This window comes from Bartonella sp. OC68QHHN (assembly GCF_042193875.1).
Classification (GTDB): domain Bacteria; phylum Pseudomonadota; class Alphaproteobacteria; order Rhizobiales; family Rhizobiaceae; genus Bartonella; species Bartonella grahamii_A.
In genome coordinates, this window is the sequence record NZ_JBHIME010000006.1 from 17339 (window position 1) to 36223 (window position 18885).

General features: G+C 40.5%; 13 protein-coding genes and 1 pseudogene. 2 read left to right on the forward strand and 12 right to left on the reverse strand.

Going from position 1 to position 18885, the window contains the following annotated elements; translation table 11 throughout:
- Positions 1-905: 905 nt before the first annotated feature.
- From ACFIJ0_RS00260 to ACFIJ0_RS00310, 11 genes are all read right to left on the reverse strand, one after another.
- Positions 906-1910 carry a phage tail protein gene (locus tag ACFIJ0_RS00260; RefSeq protein WP_375622515.1) on the reverse strand — a complete coding sequence of 335 codons (1005 nt, stop codon included), beginning with the start codon at positions 1908-1910 and terminating at the stop codon, positions 906-908.
- Complete coding sequence (locus ACFIJ0_RS00265; RefSeq protein ID WP_375643936.1) at positions 1907-3031, reverse strand: tail fiber domain-containing protein; 1125 nt, start codon at positions 3029-3031, stop codon at positions 1907-1909. The genes ACFIJ0_RS00260 and ACFIJ0_RS00265 overlap by 4 nt, the downstream gene beginning before the upstream one ends.
- Positions 3028-3480 carry a hypothetical protein gene (locus ACFIJ0_RS00270; RefSeq protein ID WP_375622511.1) on the reverse strand — a complete coding sequence of 151 codons (453 nt, stop codon included), beginning with the start codon at positions 3478-3480 and terminating at the stop codon, positions 3028-3030. The genes ACFIJ0_RS00265 and ACFIJ0_RS00270 overlap by 4 nt, the downstream gene beginning before the upstream one ends.
- Positions 3481-3782: 302 nt before the next feature.
- A complete protein-coding gene (locus ACFIJ0_RS00275; protein ID WP_375622509.1) occupies positions 3783-5246 on the reverse strand; it encodes a hypothetical protein in 1464 nt (487 codons plus the stop codon).
- 262 nt (positions 5247-5508) lie between these two features.
- Positions 5509-6204, reverse strand: coding sequence for a hypothetical protein (locus ACFIJ0_RS00280; RefSeq protein ID WP_375643938.1), 696 nt, complete (start codon positions 6202-6204; stop codon positions 5509-5511).
- Between the two features lie 82 nt (positions 6205-6286).
- A complete protein-coding gene (locus ACFIJ0_RS00285) occupies positions 6287-7405 on the reverse strand; it encodes a N4-gp56 family major capsid protein (RefSeq protein WP_375622505.1) in 1119 nt (372 codons plus the stop codon).
- 237 nt (positions 7406-7642) lie between these two features.
- Complete coding sequence (locus ACFIJ0_RS00290) at positions 7643-8416, reverse strand: hypothetical protein (protein ID WP_375622503.1); 774 nt, start codon at positions 8414-8416, stop codon at positions 7643-7645.
- Positions 8417-8513: 97 nt separating this feature from the next.
- Positions 8514-8672: a hypothetical protein gene (locus ACFIJ0_RS00295; RefSeq protein ID WP_375622501.1), complete on the reverse strand. Its 159-nt coding sequence runs from the start codon at positions 8670-8672 to the stop codon at positions 8514-8516.
- An 86-nt stretch (positions 8673-8758) separates the two neighbouring features.
- Positions 8759-10609: a portal protein gene (locus tag ACFIJ0_RS00300; protein ID WP_375622499.1), complete on the reverse strand. Its 1851-nt coding sequence runs from the start codon at positions 10607-10609 to the stop codon at positions 8759-8761.
- Entirely contained in the window at positions 10609-11970 is a 1362-nt protein-coding gene (locus tag ACFIJ0_RS00305; protein ID WP_375622497.1) for a PBSX family phage terminase large subunit, read from the reverse strand. Before ACFIJ0_RS00305 ends, ACFIJ0_RS00300 begins: the two co-directional genes overlap by 1 nt.
- A 621-nt stretch (positions 11971-12591) precedes the next feature.
- Positions 12592-12915, reverse strand: coding sequence for a hypothetical protein (locus tag ACFIJ0_RS00310; RefSeq protein ID WP_375622542.1), 324 nt, complete (start codon positions 12913-12915; stop codon positions 12592-12594).
- Between the two features lie 780 nt (positions 12916-13695).
- Between ACFIJ0_RS00310 and ACFIJ0_RS00315 the strand changes: the two genes are divergently transcribed.
- Positions 13696-14064: a helix-turn-helix domain-containing protein gene (locus tag ACFIJ0_RS00315; RefSeq protein ID WP_375622495.1), complete on the forward strand. Its 369-nt coding sequence runs from the start codon at positions 13696-13698 to the stop codon at positions 14062-14064.
- A gap of 1854 nt (positions 14065-15918) precedes the next feature.
- Here ACFIJ0_RS00315 and ACFIJ0_RS00320 read toward each other — a convergent pair.
- Entirely contained in the window at positions 15919-16314 is a 396-nt protein-coding gene (locus ACFIJ0_RS00320) for a hypothetical protein (protein WP_375622493.1), read from the reverse strand.
- A gap of 2009 nt (positions 16315-18323) precedes the next feature.
- Here ACFIJ0_RS00320 and ACFIJ0_RS00325 point away from each other — a divergent pair.
- Positions 18324-18695 (forward strand): annotated as a pseudogene (locus ACFIJ0_RS00325) (helix-turn-helix domain-containing protein).
- Positions 18696-18885: the final 190 nt, after the last annotated feature.

The following is an 18885-nucleotide window of genomic DNA, read 5'->3' on the forward strand; positions in this document are numbered from 1 at the left end:
CCTCAAACAATGGTATTTTACGACACAACGCGATAACCTATTGTCTTACAGATTTTCTCGTATCACTCTCATTCTGTTTCAAGAAGTTGCCTGGTAAGTACAAAATGCCATCTAAGAGAGCTCAATGACTCACCCTGTGTTACAACGCATCGCCAATCTTCTCTAGCCAACAGAGCACCCATTTTGAAAGAACGAACGCTTTTTGCATACACTCTCTACCCAAAAGAGAAAGCACACCATTTTGCCTTTTCTCGCTTTAAATAGACATATCCGTTGACCTCTTCCCACCACCTCAAAGGACAAAGACTTTAACCCCACATCGGTTTGTAAACAATCCAACGACTCTAAAGGGTTTCCGTCTGCTGCTCACTTATATGATTCACAGGCATAAGATTTAACCAATCAAGCCCTCTCCTGAATATATGTCTCTGCAATACTTAAATGGATCAAGTATTGTATGTCTTATTTTCTTTATATCACCATCTTCAATAATAGTGTTTTAATGACGCTGTTTTACGGCATAATAGGATAAAATTTTATCCATGGGCTTTTTGTCATCGCTCACCTGTGCTTTAAATCTAGCGCTTGAAATAATGTATCACGATACCACAAGAGAGAGACATTTTGGATAAAATCTTTATTCCTCAGAAGAAAACTCTATGAATAAAGGAAGATTTTTTGTTCTCGTTTACCCTACCTTCAATAATCACTGTCTTGATCCTCTAAAAAACAATAGGCAAACTTACCTTTACACATCCAACAAAGGCAGCACAAAAAATAAAATAATAAAGAGAGTTCAGTTTTTTTCTAAAATGCCTCAAAACTTTCTGCACAATATATTCTATAAGACTTTTTTCTCATAACAGACATTTTGCAATCATTTTTATCTCTCAAAGCTTTCATTCTCAGGCTTTGACAGCATAAACCACCGCCATATTGACAGGACGTGTTTCATCACCCCCTGTTTTTTGCAACAAGATCTTATGTTCATGCTCTCCCGCAGCCTTCGTTAACCCATTTTGACTGATAACTTGAGCCATATCTCTTTTATATTCACCGTGATTCGTAAGAAAAACTACATTTTTAGTTATTGGCATACTATGCTGGTGTTTGCCTGTCGAATCTGTTTTTCCTTCATGGGTATGAGATTTAAAAGACTCTTCTTGTCGACTTCCCAAGAGACGTCCTTTATCAATTTCTTTTCCACTATCGAGCCCCCGTAAAAACATTCCACGCAAATCGGGAACATTGAATGTTGTTCTCCCATCTCCTTTTCCCCATGTTTCCCCCAAAACAGCAAAGAGATTTGCATAATTCTTTCGCGAATATTCTTTACCATCACATAGCAGCCATCCAGAGGGTATTTTTTCTGTAGCAAAAGTCCCAATAAATCCAGAAGAAAAAGTTTCAGGCAAAGGAGGAAAGGGAGGGATTTCAGGAAGTTTTATAGTAGGATTGGTTAAAAACCAGCCATCAGCATTTTTTCCGGCAATATCACGCGTATAGACGATTTCATAAAGCCCCCCCTTTTGAATTTCTCCGCCCTTTAAAGGCACGATACCCTCTGGAGTTGCCATATAAGTTGGTCGTGGAAGCAAATGATTTAAAGAAACATTTGTTATTCCTCTGTTAACGCCTTGTGCTTTAAAGCGCACAACAATGCCATCCATATAAGTCTCAAAAAAAGACTTTGTTGCCAAACGAAGTGATGTCCTCTCGTTTTCCACATCGACAGTAAATTGTGTTTCAATCCCCCCCCCATTATCCAACAAATATTCTTTGATACGTTGCATCATAGCGCGGGCACTATCATTAACTGAGCTCGGCGGTTGCCCTTCTGCCCAGTTTATACTCTCATCGACATAAGCATTTTCTGATGCGATAATTGACCAATCATAAATCGAACTCATAGAAGATACTCTTTTTGCAAAAAGGGAAAACGAGCAAAAAATGAAGAAAAGAAAGCCGCAATTTTATTTTTAGATGCCGGTATTTTCTCCATTTTCAGTCCTATTTTGTCATAATCAACATGTAATAATTTTGTTTTTGCATTGACATAAACAGCTTCAGGCTTCACACGCAACACGTCTTGCGCCATAACACCCTGATAACGTTGTGGATTTCCTTTATAATTAAAGGTATAAAGTGGATATCCCTTTTTCTGCCCCACAGGGATAATATTTTCTTTTGCTCTCACATCACAAAGCCCTAAAATTCCTCCGACCAATCCAAGTACTTGCTGCGCATCACGCAATGGATCTTTTGTCACAGAAGGCATTGTCGTGGATTTTCCTGAAGTTGTTCCGTAATTTCCAGCAGCCTGTGTTCCTATCTGTAACAAGCGTTCCAATCGGTTCCAATCTTGATTATCTTTTTCTGACCATTTTTGGCGTTCAGCATCTAAGACATTTTGACGATTTACATCTTGAATCATGCCCCCTTTCAAAGCATTGCTTTGCACGTTGCTCTGTCCTTGATAATAGCTATTTGCCGCATTAACCTGATCATTCTGAGAGCGATCAATCATCTGGTTTGCATTCATCATATTGTTAATATCTTGATTATATTGCTGTGCTGCAGCATTTGTTGCCAAGGCGCCTAGTTCATCGGCCAGCACACCGGTATGAGCCCCAGAGCCATAACGTCCTGCCCCAGACATCGATTGATTAATTGCATCGGAAGTTTTATTCAGAGCATTTTGCAATGCAGTATTAAATTTACTATTGCTTCCAATCCAGCTTCCCTTAGCCATACTGGAAAGATTTGTAGCGCTGTTGGTTGGTGCATTCAACCATTGCGTTACCGTTGGATTATTATAGAGCCCTGCCGCTTGTTGTAAACCGGTCAGAGCATTTTTTGTCATATCGCTAAGACCAGCGACTCTATCTCCCTGATAAACATTTCCGCCAATTCCTTTATTATAAAGTCCAAGTGCATCAGCACTCGTCTGTTTAAGAATATCAGCCGCCCAAGCAGGTGGAGCATTTGTTTGTGTTGTTGTCTGAACTTGAGGTGTGGTTTTTCTACTCATGGGTTGAGAACCTTTCTATATTGAATAAGATTACGAGAATATCCGTGATGAGCGAGCCTTTTCGCCCATCCAGTTCTTCCAAACATGTGCATTTCTTCAGCATTAATTGTTCGCGCCCATTTTTCGACTTCATCAATCAATTTGACCAATTTCAGCCCTCCCTCTCCAGCAAGATCTGAGAGAACGACGCATTTTTTCCCCGTATGGGCTATTTCAACTTTAGTTATTGCAAAAGCACTAAATTGGATTTTATTTTTTAAGACCAGCCACAATTGTGCTTGTCCTGTAGCGATTTCTTCAGCAATTTTTTCCAGACAAACATCATCAGGAAAGCGTTGAGCATATTTTTTCAATGCAGCATTGAGTGCCTCTTGATAGGGAGCTATTTTTTCCCAGGGCCATTGTTCTGTCAAATGAGCAGAATACAAATCTTGACTCTCTTGCATCATAATTTTGGCTCTTTTAGCTTTATCACTCATCTCCCCTTAAATAATACTCCCCTACGCATTTCACACGTTCCATTCTTACCGCACAATTTTCAAAAAGAAGGATACAACAAAAGAAGAGAAGCCCATTATCCCTTTGTCACAACAAATAGGAAACTTTCTTCTTTATAAAAATAAACCATTGTGCAGCCTATTTTTCCTTTATCGCAGGCAAGCATGAAACATAACGCACCACCTTGTTCCTTTGTTTATAAAAGCTTGGGGGGTCTATAGGACATTTGTTCTTTAATAATAGAGCCTTGCGCCTATCGCATTCCGGCCTGCGTCAATTCCACATCAAATCCGGTAACATGAGTCCAATTCACCCCTTCAGGAATGCGCAGTTTAAAGCGGTAAAACCGTGCCCTTGCGCGACAATGAATTTGTCCAGTATTATAAGAGGGCTGTTTTTCTGGCAACCAAACAGTTTCCTCTTCAAGAGATTGTCGAAAGCGCATTCCCACAGACAAATAAAACTTTCCACTATTGACTTGAGGCATAATATTTTTCACCCGTGTTATCATGCCATTTGTCTGCCCCATTTCTTGTGATGTCATTACACAAGCCATAGGACACCCAGAAAACGAACCGATTCTCCCCTGTTGATCAAATGCCCCCAGAATGGGTGATTCATTTTTCCAAGCTTTACTATCGAGAGAAAAGGACAAATCATCGATATTCTTAGTCACAAAATCAAGACCTTCTAGGGTTGTTCCTGCTAAGAAAATAGGTAATATCATTTTGATATCCACGAGAGCTTTTGTCCATTTTTGCAATCCCCAATCATAAATGAGCAAGATACGTTTATGAAGGTTCTCATCAGAATCAATCATCCAATAAACACGATTATACACCCCATCGATAGCCGCAGACATAGTATACAGATTATTCTGCCTTGATTTTGCAGTCATCGTTCGATCGACTTTTTCGAACCCAATGGATATAATCTGTCCCTCATTTGTGATTTGATAAAAACCGCCCTCATCGGCAAAGAATGCTAAATCACCCCGACAAACAATCGATTCAGCATTTTTTGCGCCTCGTTTATCGTGGATTTTTTGGAAACTAAAAATAATCTTAGAGCCAGGGATAAAAGAACCGGCATAGATTGCAGAACGCATAAAGATAATTGGATTTGTTGTCTCGGTTGCCCCTTGGACGAATCCGCCATCAGGAAAATCTTGATAATCACAGCTTTTTTTCCCCACGGTCCAAAATTCAGCATCATTTAATCCAGACCAATGAACCCGTCTTGGATGCTCGGTTAATTTCATCAAACAAACGAAATCTCCCCAAATTCGAACAATCCCTGCTTGTGGTGGATTTCCCCCTAAATTTCTAAATGTTTTATCATGATTAATATCAATCACTTGTGGTTTATCATTGGCATTCACCGCAATGATAAAATCACCAAATAAAGCAAAAGACCACGGAGCATCGATATTAGCGAGATAAGATTTTCCTTTTTGGCTAATATCTTTCCACTTCATTGTTGTATTATCAAGCAAGAAGATTTTTTCTCTTGTCCCAACAATAATAGAAACCCCATTTTTTGTTTTAACCGCAAGAGCGCCTAAAATGGGCTCAGGACAAGGCTCTGATAAAGGTTCAAAACTTGGCATAGGGATATAGGAGCCATCAGCTGGTAGCACATTAACAAGTTCATCGGTAAAAATTCCATTGATATCCGCCACATCGGGTCGATAATCAGCGATTGGGAAAAAAGCCATCAAGACCCCCATAAAATCCTTGAAGAGCCTAGTGCCATTCAAAACACCAAGGCTTATTAATTGAAACCACAAAAGCCCTTAAAACTCTAAAGGCATAAAATTCAACAAAACAAACAACCTTAAGTTGATTAACGCGTCGAAAAAAACGATACCATAAATAATGACGGACCCAACGCCATCCACCAGCCCTTCATCATCAATACGCAACGCTCATCCAACCATAAGGGACAAACCAGCCATAAACGATTTGGAAAAAAGCCTTTTAAAAACTCATTGGGCGAATCTTTGAAGAACCTTTTCGGCGCGATGTTTCAATGCGCAAAGCTTGAAGCTGTTCTTGAAAATCTCTGAAAGAAACGGCAGCATATTCAGGATCTTTAAGAATATTTTTATAAAGTTCATATTTTGCCCGTGCTTTAATAAGATCAAAAGCATAAATCAACCAAGGATTATCGCTCTCTTTCAGCTGTTCATCGGCAAAATGGACAGGAGCATAAGAAAGCTGTACAGTTTCCACATGTTCTGGTGTTGGAAAGAGTCCTATTTTTTGATCAAGGCACGTATAAAAGAATGACGTTCCTAGCGCAGGATGCATACCATATTGTTGATGCAACACTTCCAAGGGCTTAAAGAACAACTTTGTTGGTGTTGCATTCTTTGTTGCTAAAAAGACGCCCTCCAAACTCTTTTCTGATTCAATAAAAACCCCCTCTTCTTGTCCATACCATGTTTTACCACTTTGTGTTTTAAACGTCCTTTCTCTTTTTTCATTAAAGAAAAAGGGTTCGCATTCACACAAACGCAAAGCTGTAAAAATTGAATCTTGAATTTGCAGGGAATATTCCGCTGTTGTATCGTCAATTTCATCTTGAATAAGCGCGACCATATAAGCAAAAGTTTTAGAATGGTCTGAATGTGTAAGGTTTAGATTTTTGGGATCAGTAGATAAAGTGGTCATAAGCCTGTCCTTTTTCTGGAAGCATTTTAAATTTTTCCCCCAACAGATCCCTCTTGTTGGGGGAAGTTAGAAAACATGCGCTTTAAGCAGGTGCTCCATAAGTTGGGATGACGATAGTGCCAAAATCCTGAGCGCCTTGCGTACTTCCTGGCAAGGTAAAGCAAGTTTTTTTCATACCAATAATGGTTTTTGCCGCGACCCCGAATTCTCTTTCATAGTCGAAGAGTTCTTCCACCAATTTATAACGTGTCGCCCCTCGATCTTTACCAAAAGCAATCACAGCACTCTGCGCACCAAGGAGAACAGCACGACGCACATTTGGTACAGCTTTATTTGCCGTCCCAGATTCAACTCCTTCGGTAATATGTTCAGCTTCGCGCAAAACCACACCATTATACATACCTAAAGATCCATCATAGAGCGGATTTTTGATACGACTTCCATTATAGATTGCCTTGGTAATGTCGAGCCATTGCCCCGCATCTGTATTGGTTCGCAATTGCGTCACTTGGGTCGGATGGAGATAAAGCACATAGACATTTTCCCCATCAATCCGCACAGGTCTAATTTTTGGATTTGCCAATTTAGCCCGTTCAACAGCTTTATCAATGAGCTTGAGATCAAAAACATCGTTTGATTTTAAGTCTTCATCTTTTGTTTTTCCATTAGGGCGCACAATGCGTTTATCGGTTGGCGCAGTTGGTGCATTAAAACCATAATGGACAGGTTTAAGAGTAATCGTACGTCCCTCAAAGTTAATAGCTTTTGCGGTATATCCGCACACTTGAATGAAGAACATCATACTCAGACGATCTGCATACCAATCAACCAAACCATTTTTTGCCTCGGTGCGCAAATCATGGAGAATTCGTTGTTGATCAATCGTTCCCTCATTTTTGACACGCACGGCATGAACGAGTTCATTAATTGCCAAGCGATCATTGAGAAACTGTAAAGCTTCTTCATTGCCTTCCAATGTCTGCCCTTCACTCACCCCATCGCCGAGCAACTGCACACGCAAATTAAAGCTAATGGCATCCCCACTTGCTTTCGTGGTTTCATCCTTTAATTGTACGATACTGTTTGAATCATTTCCAATCAACGGTGCAATCGGAATTGCTTTTGAGACTTCTTGGTTTAGTAATTTAGACCATGTGCGCACTGCCATTGGGTCATTAAGTCCGATATAAGTTACAGTCATTTTATCCTCTAAAAATTTTATTGACATAAAAAACCCGGCAAAGCGCCGGTTGTTAAAACACCATATTTAATTTCAGATGGTGAATAGGTTGTTCGTGTGTTTTATCTCATTTCTGTTAGCGTCAGCCTCCCCTTATAAAAGCTCTCCTTACCACATCCGTGCTTTGAGAAATCCCCTCTTCCCCCTGCGCCCGCAGCTCTCCACGGTCCCCCCAAAAACACCCCCGCATTCTTGTTTTTAAAATTCTCTTCCCCCCATTAAACGATTAAAAGCAGCTTTATTTTTAGGATCAGAAACCCAAGCGCTAAACTCCGCTTCTGACATTTTATCAAGCATATCCAAAGAAATCGGACCATTTGGTGTCAAGCCGTTATAAGCAGCAAGTGTACGTGCAGAATTTTGTCTTTCCTGTAAATTTTCACCCATGTTATTGGGAACATTTGTGTAGCCAATTTTTTGTGCAATAGAATAAATCACTTCAGCCGGATTTTGATTTTTTTGCGCACAATCGTGCAAGATCTGTTTCAACTCATCACCAATCAACGCATCAATATTTTTAGGATCTGCCATCTCAGGATAGAGCGAAGCGCAAGCTGCCAACTGTTTAGCCCGCGTTTCATAAATAAAATCGGCTGCTTGATCAAAATCATGATACTTTTGTTTAACACTTGCAACAGACTGCTGATAGAACGCATGCAACTGTTCTGCTTCCAAACCAAGAGAAGATTGTTTTTTTTCATTAACAAGTCCTTGTTTTTGGAGTGTTTTTCCCAACCATTGCATATAGCCCATAAAGTCTTTTTGCGGATCTGGCGGACCATCTTCTTCCCGTTGAACTTCTTTTCCTACCTTTTGCGAAGAGTCCTGTTTTTGATGCATTTGCCCTTGGAAATTATCTTCAAGGGTTTTTTCTTCTCTTCCAATTTCACCACCTTCTCCCTCTTGTGTTGAGACCAGAAAATCCTGTTTCAATTGTTTTTGTTCTGCCGGCGTTAAATGTTCTTGATCCATGACGTTAGCCTTCTCTTTTTTTAAACAATAAAATTAAATTTTTCAGATAAAACAGCCTGAGAGCATTATCCCCTTAATGCTTACCCATCACTTGGGCTCAAGCAATGCACCCACATGCTCCCCCCACCATGACGGCAAAACAACTTCCCCCCATATCCCCACCATGACGAGAAGATGCTATCGAACATTTTCCCCAACACGCACTGTCCAATAAAGCAGCTCTTCTGAGATAAAGAGAGGCGACATTGCACGACATAAGCAACATGGGTAACTATGGAAATTGTTTAGATAAGCAACTTCTGATAGATGAAATTCATCTGAGAGAGCACATCATAAAGCATCCTATCTTTGAGCCTTTCCTGTCTGCAGCATCTGCATTATCTGCTCTGCTCCCACATTATTCCCCATCTGCGCTGAAGCATTTTGCTCTTCTTGGAGAGAATTTTGTGCCTTTATCGCAATTTTATGAATGAGTGAAGCCGGTAAAGGCGAATAGCGTAAGAGATCAAGCATAATCTCAGGTGTTGCAAAATTTTGCATCAAAGGAAGCAATTGCATGATCAGTGCAAAAGTACGCTCTTTTTCATTAAGACTTGTTGGCGCATCATCCACAACAATATCATATTCCAAACTTGTCACCATTTCACGTGTCAGTGGAACATACTGGGCATTTTCATCACCAGCAATACGGACCAACCGCCCATCGGACAGATAATTTTGAATAAGATAGAGAATAATTTTTCCCTGTCGTTGCCGATATCGACGCAACCCATCAAAAAAGGAAGCCAAAAGATTAAGTGACGATTGTCGCCGTTGTTGTTCAAGAATGCCGGGCTGATTGACAGCTCGAGTCCCAATAAATTCAGAAGACAATCCCGTCACCTGTTCGAGTGCGCTCTTTGCTTCATTAAACAATTGGAAAAACCCTTGTGGAAATTGTGCCACCGGTTTAGGCTGGATTCTTCCGCCAGACACAGCCCCACTTTTCAACCAAGTAATGCTATCGGCTCTAGCCCAACTCTCGAGGGCTTGTCGATCATCATCAAAAGCATCGCGTTCTGCCATAATTCCGCCTTTTGATTGGCTATTGAGCAAATGCATCACTTGACTAAAATATTTGTTTGCCCACCGTTGGGGATCTTTTGTTGGCTTAACAAGTCCGTAAAAGTGCCGGCTTAACTTATCAAAAGTACCGGTAATACATTCCCATCCCAATTGATTGGGTGGAACCAAGGGCTTATCAGGCGCTTCGAGCAGCTTTCTGCCCAAAAATGCCCGTTTGACAATTTTTCTGTTCAACCTTGTTGCCTGAACATGAGGAAAGGTTTTACTTAAATTTTGGAAATCCTGCTCTGAATAATCGATAAACTTTCCACTTTGAGGCTCGAGAACTTTATAAACCACCTCGCGTTCAAACCAGCGACATTCTACCAATGTAACCATTTTAGGACGTTGATAGGTCCCTCCCTCTTCCCACTCTCCCTGAGCCCCCCTCTCAGCCTGATAGGTTTGTGTCATCCCATTGCTGGTTGAGTGTAAAAAACTCTGATGTTTAACCCAATCAGCATTAAGATCGCTCCAATGAACATTGGGAAACATTTCCTGAGCTACAGCAAGAGGTTTTTCATCAATATACCATAAACGTTGTGCATCAATAAGATTGGTCTTGACAGCACTTGCATCCCACACCATTTTCATCGGGTCTAAGCGTGCAATAATTGGTTTTCCTTGTGGATCTTCTTCATAATCAAGGCGTGTATCTGTCCACCCCATTCCGCAAATAATTGCATCTTGAAAGGCATCGGAATCTTCGTATTCCCCATCGGCTTCATCACGAAACCACTCAGCCGCCCCTGTCAGAATCTGGTTTGCAAAGGCTGCTCCTTCTTGTCGTGGAATAAATTGAACTTGTCTTTTATTATTGCGCTCAGCCCCAATCACGGCATTAATTAAAGGCGCAATACGGTTAAAAGTCATGACCGGTCTGTTTTGTTCGTTCAAAACAGCAAGGTCTTGCTCATTCCATTGCCGTCCATTATAAAAATCGTAATCTTCTTGGGCATTTTTTCGCCATTTTTCGACATGGACAATATCATCCTGATACCAACCCACGAGTTTTTTAAAGAGTGCTTGATTTTCAAGCGTTTCGATTTGATCAAAAGAAGAAAAAGAAGAATCTGTAGAAATATTCATTAAAAAGCCATCCATGAAGTTTGAGAATGGTGAAACGAGCGATAAGGTTTTTTTCGCGCTCTAGCATGCGGCTGTTCATAAGCCACACACATCAGTCCAAAGGCATCGGCCCCATGGCTAGCCCAATCATGTTCAGCCCCTAGTCCGATATTGCGCTGTTCGTCGCGCCTTTCATGATACCAAGCGAGTGCTTTTCTGCCCGCACATGTCGTTTCACGATTAAACCATAGTGCAGGAAACAATCGCCTTACGGCTTCGATACGCATTTTCACAGCGCCTGTTCCTTGATTAGGAATTACTTTAGTTTGAAAACCGGCTTGTTGAAGTGCACTTTCAAAACTCACATTATAGACACGATCTTTTGTTGCGCCATCATGAGGTAAAACCATGAGAGCCTTTTCATATCCCCTTTGAAAGACCCAGCCCACATGCTCTGAGAGAGGCTGTCCTTGGGCTTCATAATAATCGAGCACTCGAATTTCCCGTCCAATAAATTGTGCAACCCACAATGCGGTAGCATCGGCCTTTGCTCCTGTTCCCCCGATATCCCAAAAGATTCTCACCTGCATCAAAGGATCACGTGGAACGGTGGTAATCCGCCCTTCCATTTCGGCTTCGAGAAGACATTTCTGATAATAAGCCCCTTGGACAGCTTGAAGATATTCGCCTTCCCAAATATGGTTATACTGCTCTGGTCTTTGCTGCAAATCGTCCATTCGATCACGATTGAGTTTTTCAGGAAATTGCGGATTATCACGCCAATTAATTTCTGCGCCTTTGATATAGGGATTATCGACATTTCGGAAACGTTTTTCCACGGGTGCATTTTCATGGCACGGGTTCCATGTAACCCATAATTCTGCATTCCAATCTTTTCCTTCTTCACGCAAAGTTGGAATAAGTGTTTGCCAAGCAGTTTCGGTAACCGGCTCCGCTTCATCGACCCAGCAAAGGAAAACGCGCCCCATTGATTTAATACTTGCGATATTGCGATCAAGCCCAGCAAACACATAGACAATCCGTCCATCTTTTGATTTAATATATTTATCGCCGACTTCATAATAGTCTTGTAAAAAAGGATAAGATTCGATAGCGCGTTTAATTTCTTCCAAAGAACTGTCATTGAGAGAATTTTGAAATTGCCTTGCACAAAGAATAATACCCCGTTCTCCAGCCATTCCATGGCGATATCCCACCACAGCCGACATCAAAGCAAAAGAACGTGTTTTTCCAGAGCCCCGTCCTCCCCAAGCAGCTCGCACATCTGCTTTTCCAGTAAAAACAGGAATAAGCTTTGGAATAAGAGCCACTTGAGCCGTTTTCTGCTCCATTTTTTGAGAAATTTTCTGAACAATTTTCATTATAAATTTTCATACTTTAGCAATAATTGCGCTTCACCCTTTTGCTTATCCCAAATTTAATGATCCCAAAGCAATTGAATGAAAAGAGCAATTGAACGAAAAACGCCCTTCTCAAAAGCAGCGCTTTATCTTCTCTTCATCCTAATACTCAATGAATTTCACTTTTTTGCATAAGGACCCCCCTTGACCCCTTGACCCCTTGACCCCTTGACCCCTTGACCCCGCATATACACGATATACGCCCCAAGGTACCTTATATCCCCCAAAAAAGGGGTCCCCCTCTATTCACCACCCCAACACCGCCCCTCAAACACCGCGCCTGTCATCCCCCAACCAAAAGCGCGGTATCCCCAACCAAATCATAGCCTCAGCACATGGCTCTCAGGCATATCCAAAGCCCAACATCCTCCAAGATCATGCCTCTCAAACATCACCAATCCTTACACTTGTCTATCCCCCAAGATACCCCCACCAAAACACATGCATCCCGCAAGCATAACACTTCTCTCAAGTTTCACGCCCCTCACCCATAAGAGGCGGCATCCCCACGTAGGAAGCCCAAACATCTCCCACCGAAATATTCTACCCTCCAGTAAACGCCCAGACATCACAGCTCCCTCTTCAAGCCTCCGTTGCCGAAGGATCATGCTTCTCCGGTTCACTATTTTTTGCATTCACTGGTACAATCTCAATACGCGAAACTGTTTTGATCTCCCCTTCTCCAGTCCCCTGAAGAGGCAACACTTTTGCAAGAAGCGAAAAAAACGGTACGGGATTATTCAGAGCATGATACTGAAGATAAGACACCAACCCATCTTCACCATAGTGATAGCCAGCCTGCTCCGCCGCTGTCAGAAGAGCTTCATTAAATCGCTTTGTTGTTTTATTCAAAGCCCCTTTTTTCCGCCCTCTTCGACGTAAGGGAAGACAATGTTCATCTACCATCATCATGTTCCTTCCAATAAAGAAAACCCAATCCCATGACATGAAAATCAGCAAGAAAATTTCGAGAGCAACCAGCAATTTAAAAAAATGGGACACACCCTAAAAGATAAAAAACACGCACAAAGCACAAATCCTCCGCATCATTTTACAGATCACTGTTTTTACGCTTCTCCACATTTACACAACGCAGCCAAATGAAACTCCCAAACCACCACTCCGCACCGCTCTATAAACACTGGTCTGCAACAATCTGATTTCTCGTCTATCAGATTTCCTTGCTGATGATTTCATATGGCTATCCCACACTTCAAAGAATGATGTTTCATCAAACACGCCAGATAAGCTCTGATCTACAATTCGACTTCAAAAAGCAAATTTTCTCTGCTGGATAAAGCTTCCACCCCGCACCGATTTTAAAATATAATCCAACCTCTTACCCAGTAAATTCCCCTACTAACATCAGATTACCACCCCCCAAACATCCCTATTTTACAATATAACAGACTAGAAAATCTTTTAATTGTTCTTGCCAATCTTCTGAAACTACTTTATGAATTAGCTTGTGTTTTTGATCGTCCACGCAACGGTCAAATAGGGATTTGAAAGCCCGAACGCTCAGTACATAAATTTATCCCGCTTTGCGGGTATCCCGGAATTCCGGGAGCTTTTGCTATGTCCAAGTGCTTGTCAGCACTAAAAGCAAAAGGCTGGCTGAGCTCAGTGCTTTCAAACTCCCGGAATACCAATGCGAGGGCGCTCGCAACCGGAGGGGAGCTTGAAGTGCAAACTAAAAATTCACATTTCAACGACATTTCAATAGGTAAAAAAATCCGTCATAAAAGAATTTCAATGGGACTTTCTCAAAAGGAATTAGGAAGCCATTTAGGTGTCAGTTTTCAACAAATCCAAAAATATGAAAAAGGTTTAAATCGTGTAAGCGCAGGGTGTTTGCTCGAAATTGCTAAAAAACTAAAGGTTCCTATGAACTTTTTTTATGCGGACCTTTTAACAGCAGATATTTCCACAAAGGAAAATGCCTTACCCTACGATCAAGACACCTATAGTGAAAAAGAACAAGCCCTTTTAAAAAACTTTAGAGAGCTCAAAGCGAAAAAACAAAAAGCAGTTTTGTGGCTGATTTCTGATTAGACAAAAGCACACCCCTCAACATCTCTCGCTCATATCCCCCTCGGTCTAAAGCTTTTCCTGCCTGATATCACCGCCCCTAAAAAAACGCTTCACGGCATCGGTTTACGGGACATCATAGGATAACAAACATCAAAACCTTGGGAAGACATTCCACCACTCTCACAGAATTTCATCAAGAGATCTCGTCTGATTTAAACGCACAATTCCGATTGTATCATTATGATACCTTTTTACATTTACCTTGTCAAGTTTTTATATTTTTCTTTTGATATTTTTGTGTTTTTCTTTAAAGGAGCCACATCCCTCAAAACACCTCTCATAAAAAACACAATGTCCAAAACAACAAAAGTTAAAATAAGATTGCCTCTCAATAGGATGACCATTGTATTTCTCATTCACCCACTTATTAGAAAAAAACATCTCTCAGTGCTTCTCACACCCATTTCACGGATATCCCCTATACAAATATAGATGCAAATATAATTGTTAAATTCCGCATAGAATATAAAAGCCAACCACGATTTTCTCTCTTCACATCTCTTTACACATCACCCCTGCAATCTGTTCACAGCCATTCCCACACTCTCCTCTCCAGCCAACACACGAACAGCACACTTCATCCCAGCTTTCCTCCTTCATTCACGAAGACTCTTCCCCACAATCCTGTTACCACTCCACACTATGACAGTATATTGATTTATAATGATAATTTAGCGTTATTGATATTGATTGAGAGTTCCAAACATCATAAGATTCTCTCATTTCAAATCTCTTTATCTTGAATCAATTAAAATCATTCGCTTGCACATCAAAAGCGAGAGAAGCCCGTGTGGATAAAAAACGATTAAGAAAGGAATAAAAATGGCTCTTATGAACCATCTCAAGTGCCAAGAGCTGTCGCAACACCCACGAGCTAGCAAATATAATGATAATGGCGGCTTGCTTCTTCATAAGCGTAAAGATAGGGAGTGCTCAATGGATTTATCGTTATACCATGACAGAAAACACGCACAATATATAAATCCATAAGTTTTTCGATTCATTTTTACAGATTCACGTTTTCACGCTTTTACGTCATTACACAACGCGGACAAAGGAAAGGTTCACCACTCCGCACCGCTTTGTAAACACTGGTCTGCAACAATCTGATTTCTCGTCTATTAGATTCCCCTGCTGATTATTTCATATGGTTATCACGACACCTTAAAGAATGCTGTTTCATCAGACAAGACAAATAAGCCCTGCCCTAAAATATTCCCCACACACTCTTCTCCAGCCAACGCACTTCAACAACACTCTTCATCCCAGCGTTTTCCCGCTCCATTCACAAATACGTCCCCCTAGTTCTCTAACCACATTCCACGCCATGATAAAAGCATACACAAAGCACAAATCCTCCGCATCATTTTATAGATTCACATTTTCACGCTTTTACATCTTTACAGAACGCAGCCAAATGAAATTTCCCAAATACCACGCGATAATTTGATAAAAACAAAACACCTTTCCAACAATCTCAAACAACAGATTTCTGTAAAGATTTTATATGAATTTGAGTGATCAGATCTGACTACTAAATTGGCATATAGAGCCGTAGGACAGAAAGTAATTTTCTATAAGACAGAAACGATAAAAGCGCTACATAACTGAGGCAGAACATGAAGAATTGCGAACCGATAAAACGACACCTTTTTTCATTACAATACTGAAATTGTAAACAAGACGACGGATAATTGTCGACTGAATATGTAATATTACATATGTAAATTTTTATTGATTAATTCAATCCCAACATTTCCCCTGAAACACATTTCTTCATTATCTACTTCTTTGAGACAAACCGGCAAAGGGGTTTCATCTATTATAAGTACGGAAATAATAACGGGTTACTCCAACCTCATCATAAGAAACCATAGACAGGATACCTGTATTTATTGGCGTTATTTGATAAGTCAAGATTACACCATTTTGCTGTTTGTTTGGTTGGTCTGTATAGATCACGTTATATCCATTCCGTCGCAAGAGATCAATAAATACAGGAGTAAAGTTGTCTTCTGTTTTATTTTTTTTCACAATAAGTGTTATTGTAGCGGGCGGTAAAGGTTTTTTAAGATTCCGAACAAAATCGTTAGCAATTAATTTTACATCATCTTTCGTAATATTTGGACTGACATAACTTGATGAATAATTACCCATAGATGCACAACCAGCCACCAAGACAAGAGGCAACGGAAATAAATATTTTGACATCTTAACTCCCCTATTAATTGCATCCTCTCTTGAGAAGCTCCTACACCAGAAATAAGAGCATCCTTTCTAAGAGTAGCACTAACAACATATTGCTTTACTATCAAGCATTAGTTAATCACTTTCTCACTTGTTAAAAAAACGACCACCATCTCTCATAGTACTCAAAGCTTATGCTTAACACACAAAATATATATGTTAAAAGTACACAAAACACATGTAAAGCATGTAGTATATATTTACTATATTTATACTTATTTTCATGATTTTCTGTAATACATATTATTTAAGACAGATTTATCATTAAAGAAGCACAGACATTGGATGACTTTCCAAGCAATAAAAATGATATTTTTTATCCCCATAACATTGAAATTATCACGTGATCGAAGAGTAATTATTATTTGAATATTTGTTTTTTTACTGGGCATTTAGATGCCGACTTTTCCCACTGTCTACCAATTTATACCGATATTGTTTTTTTGGGGGGCGATATTTACTCTCATCATTAGCTGTTTTATGTGTTTTTGAAACAATTGTGAAGCTCTACCCTAAAGCAACGAATGAAATTTCCCAAATACCACGCGATAATTTGATAAAAACAAAACACTTCACAACTTAATTCCACAGCAAGCTTATCCCCACCCCCTTTCATTCTTTCTCCATCCCAGGGGGATATCTACTCCTCACACGCCCTCCCTTCTTCCCTTCGCACCACCCAACCCTCTTATCCACACTCTCCTAACCTATCCATACGCACTCTCTCCATCTTCTATTCCCCCTTTTTTCCCCCATTATACACTTAACAACTTAACACCCCTCTTCCTCCCAGCTTTCTCCTCCATTCACGAAGACACTTCCCCCCAATCCTGTCACCACATTCCACGCCATGATAAAAGCCCAACATGACAAAAAACACGCACAATACATAAATCCATAAGTCCTCCGCATCATTTTACAGATTTACATTTTCACGCTTTTACATCTTTACAGAATGTAAGCCAAATAAATTTTCCACATCACCACCCCACACTGTTCTATAAACAATCCAACCAATCCCCTCCCCACAATCTTCAGACTACCCTTCTCAAACGAGAATACTTCATCAGGCTCAACAAGATAAGCCCTATCTCCTTAAACCGCCATCCTTCACGCATCCCTTTGCACCACCGCCTCTTATCCATACTCTCTAACCATGCGCACTCTCTCCCTCCTCCATTCCCCCTTTTTCTCTCCCATCACACACAGCACGACTTAACACCCCTCTTCATCCCCCTTTCCCCCTCCATACACAGTCTCTTCACCACCCCCCAATCCTATCACCACATTCCATGCCATACAAAAGCCCAACGTGACCAAAAACACGCACACCACATAAATCCATAAGTTCTCCGCTTCACTTTTACAGATTCACATTTTTACGCTTTTACATCTTTACAGAATGCAGCCAAACGAAACTTCTAAACCACCACTCCGCACACCGCTTTGTAAACACTGTTCTGTAAACAATCCAGCTTCTTATCTAGGAGGGCTACTGATCACTTCGTATAATTATCATCCACCCCTCAAACGAGACTGTTTCATCAGACCGAACAAGGAAATTCAGCCTAAAATATTCAACACACACGCGCAAAAAAATATTTAAAGGTAGAAATTGATATGCCTAATATCAACCTCAAAAAGCATTTTTTCACAGCATAACAGGGTAATTCTTGAGATCAAAAAAATATTTTCATTTTCTAAATGTTTTAATTTTTCTTGCCAATTTCCTGAAACTACTTTATCACTTAAAGTGTAATTTTGATCGTCTACGCAGCGATCAACAGGGAACTAAAAGCCCTAAATCCGAGCGTACAATTGAACTCACTTTTGTGGGTGTCCCGGAATTCCGGGAGTTTTTGCTATGTCCAGGTGCCACAAGCACTAAAAGCAAAAAAACTGACTCGGATTCAGTACTTTTAGACTCCCGGAATACCAATGCGAGGGCGCTCGCAACCGGAGGGGGTCTTGAAGTGCAAACCAAAAATCCAAATTTTATCGACATTTTGATAGGCAAAAGAATCCGTCATAGACGCATCGCAATGGGACTTTCTCAAAAAGAATGAGGAAGCCATTTAGGTGTCAGTTTCCAACAAATCCAAAAATACGAAAAAGGGTTCAATCGTGTAAGCGCAGGATGTTTACTCAAAATTGCCCAAAAACTAGCAGTTCCCATTACCTTTTTTTATGCAGACCTTGCTACAAAAGAAGAACTTCCTACACAAGAAAATACCTCACACTGTAATCAAAAAACCTATAACGAAAAAGAACAGTCCCTTTTGAAAAACTTTAGAGAACTCAAAGCGAAAAAACAAAAAGCAATCTTGTGGCTGATTTCTGATTAAGCAAAAGCGCACCCATCAATATATCCTCCCCCTGCCTAAAGTTTGCCATACCTGATATCACCCCCCTCTCAAATACCGGTGTTTTACGGCATATAGGATAATTCACGCTATAGCTCCGTTTTCTGTTTCCGTTATCGCTTTAAGTCAAGCTGACTGAGGATCAGCGGCTGGGGGTTAAAACTTGACTATT

Excerpts from the sequence above, each read along its gene's own strand:
- ACFIJ0_RS00310 (WP_375622542.1), bottom strand. The coding sequence starts at position 12,915 with ATGGTAGATGAACATTGTCTTCCCTTACGTCGAAGAGGGCGGAAAAAA.
- ACFIJ0_RS00260 (WP_375622515.1), bottom strand. The coding sequence starts at position 1,910 with ATGAGTTCGATTTATGATTGGTCAATTATCGCATCAGAAAATGCTTAT.
- ACFIJ0_RS00275 (WP_375622509.1), bottom strand. The coding sequence starts at position 5,246 with ATGGCTTTTTTCCCAATCGCTGATTATCGACCCGATGTGGCGGATATC.
- ACFIJ0_RS00290 (WP_375622503.1), bottom strand. The coding sequence starts at position 8,416 with ATGGATCAAGAACATTTAACGCCGGCAGAACAAAAACAATTGAAACAG.
- ACFIJ0_RS00305 (WP_375622497.1), bottom strand. The coding sequence starts at position 11,970 with ATGAAAATTGTTCAGAAAATTTCTCAAAAAATGGAGCAGAAAACGGCT.
- ACFIJ0_RS00270 (WP_375622511.1), bottom strand. The coding sequence starts at position 3,480 with ATGATGCAAGAGAGTCAAGATTTGTATTCTGCTCATTTGACAGAACAA.
- ACFIJ0_RS00295 (WP_375622501.1), bottom strand. The coding sequence starts at position 8,672 with ATGTCGTGCAATGTCGCCTCTCTTTATCTCAGAAGAGCTGCTTTATTG.
- ACFIJ0_RS00265 (WP_375643936.1), bottom strand. The coding sequence starts at position 3,031 with ATGAGTAGAAAAACCACACCTCAAGTTCAGACAACAACACAAACAAAT.
- ACFIJ0_RS00320 (WP_375622493.1), bottom strand. The coding sequence starts at position 16,314 with ATGTCAAAATATTTATTTCCGTTGCCTCTTGTCTTGGTGGCTGGTTGT.
- ACFIJ0_RS00285 (WP_375622505.1), bottom strand. The coding sequence starts at position 7,405 with ATGACTGTAACTTATATCGGACTTAATGACCCAATGGCAGTGCGCACA.
- ACFIJ0_RS00280 (WP_375643938.1), bottom strand. The coding sequence starts at position 6,204 with ATGACCACTTTATCTACTGATCCCAAAAATCTAAACCTTACACATTCA.
- ACFIJ0_RS00300 (WP_375622499.1), bottom strand. The coding sequence starts at position 10,609 with ATGAATATTTCTACAGATTCTTCTTTTTCTTCTTTTGATCAAATCGAA.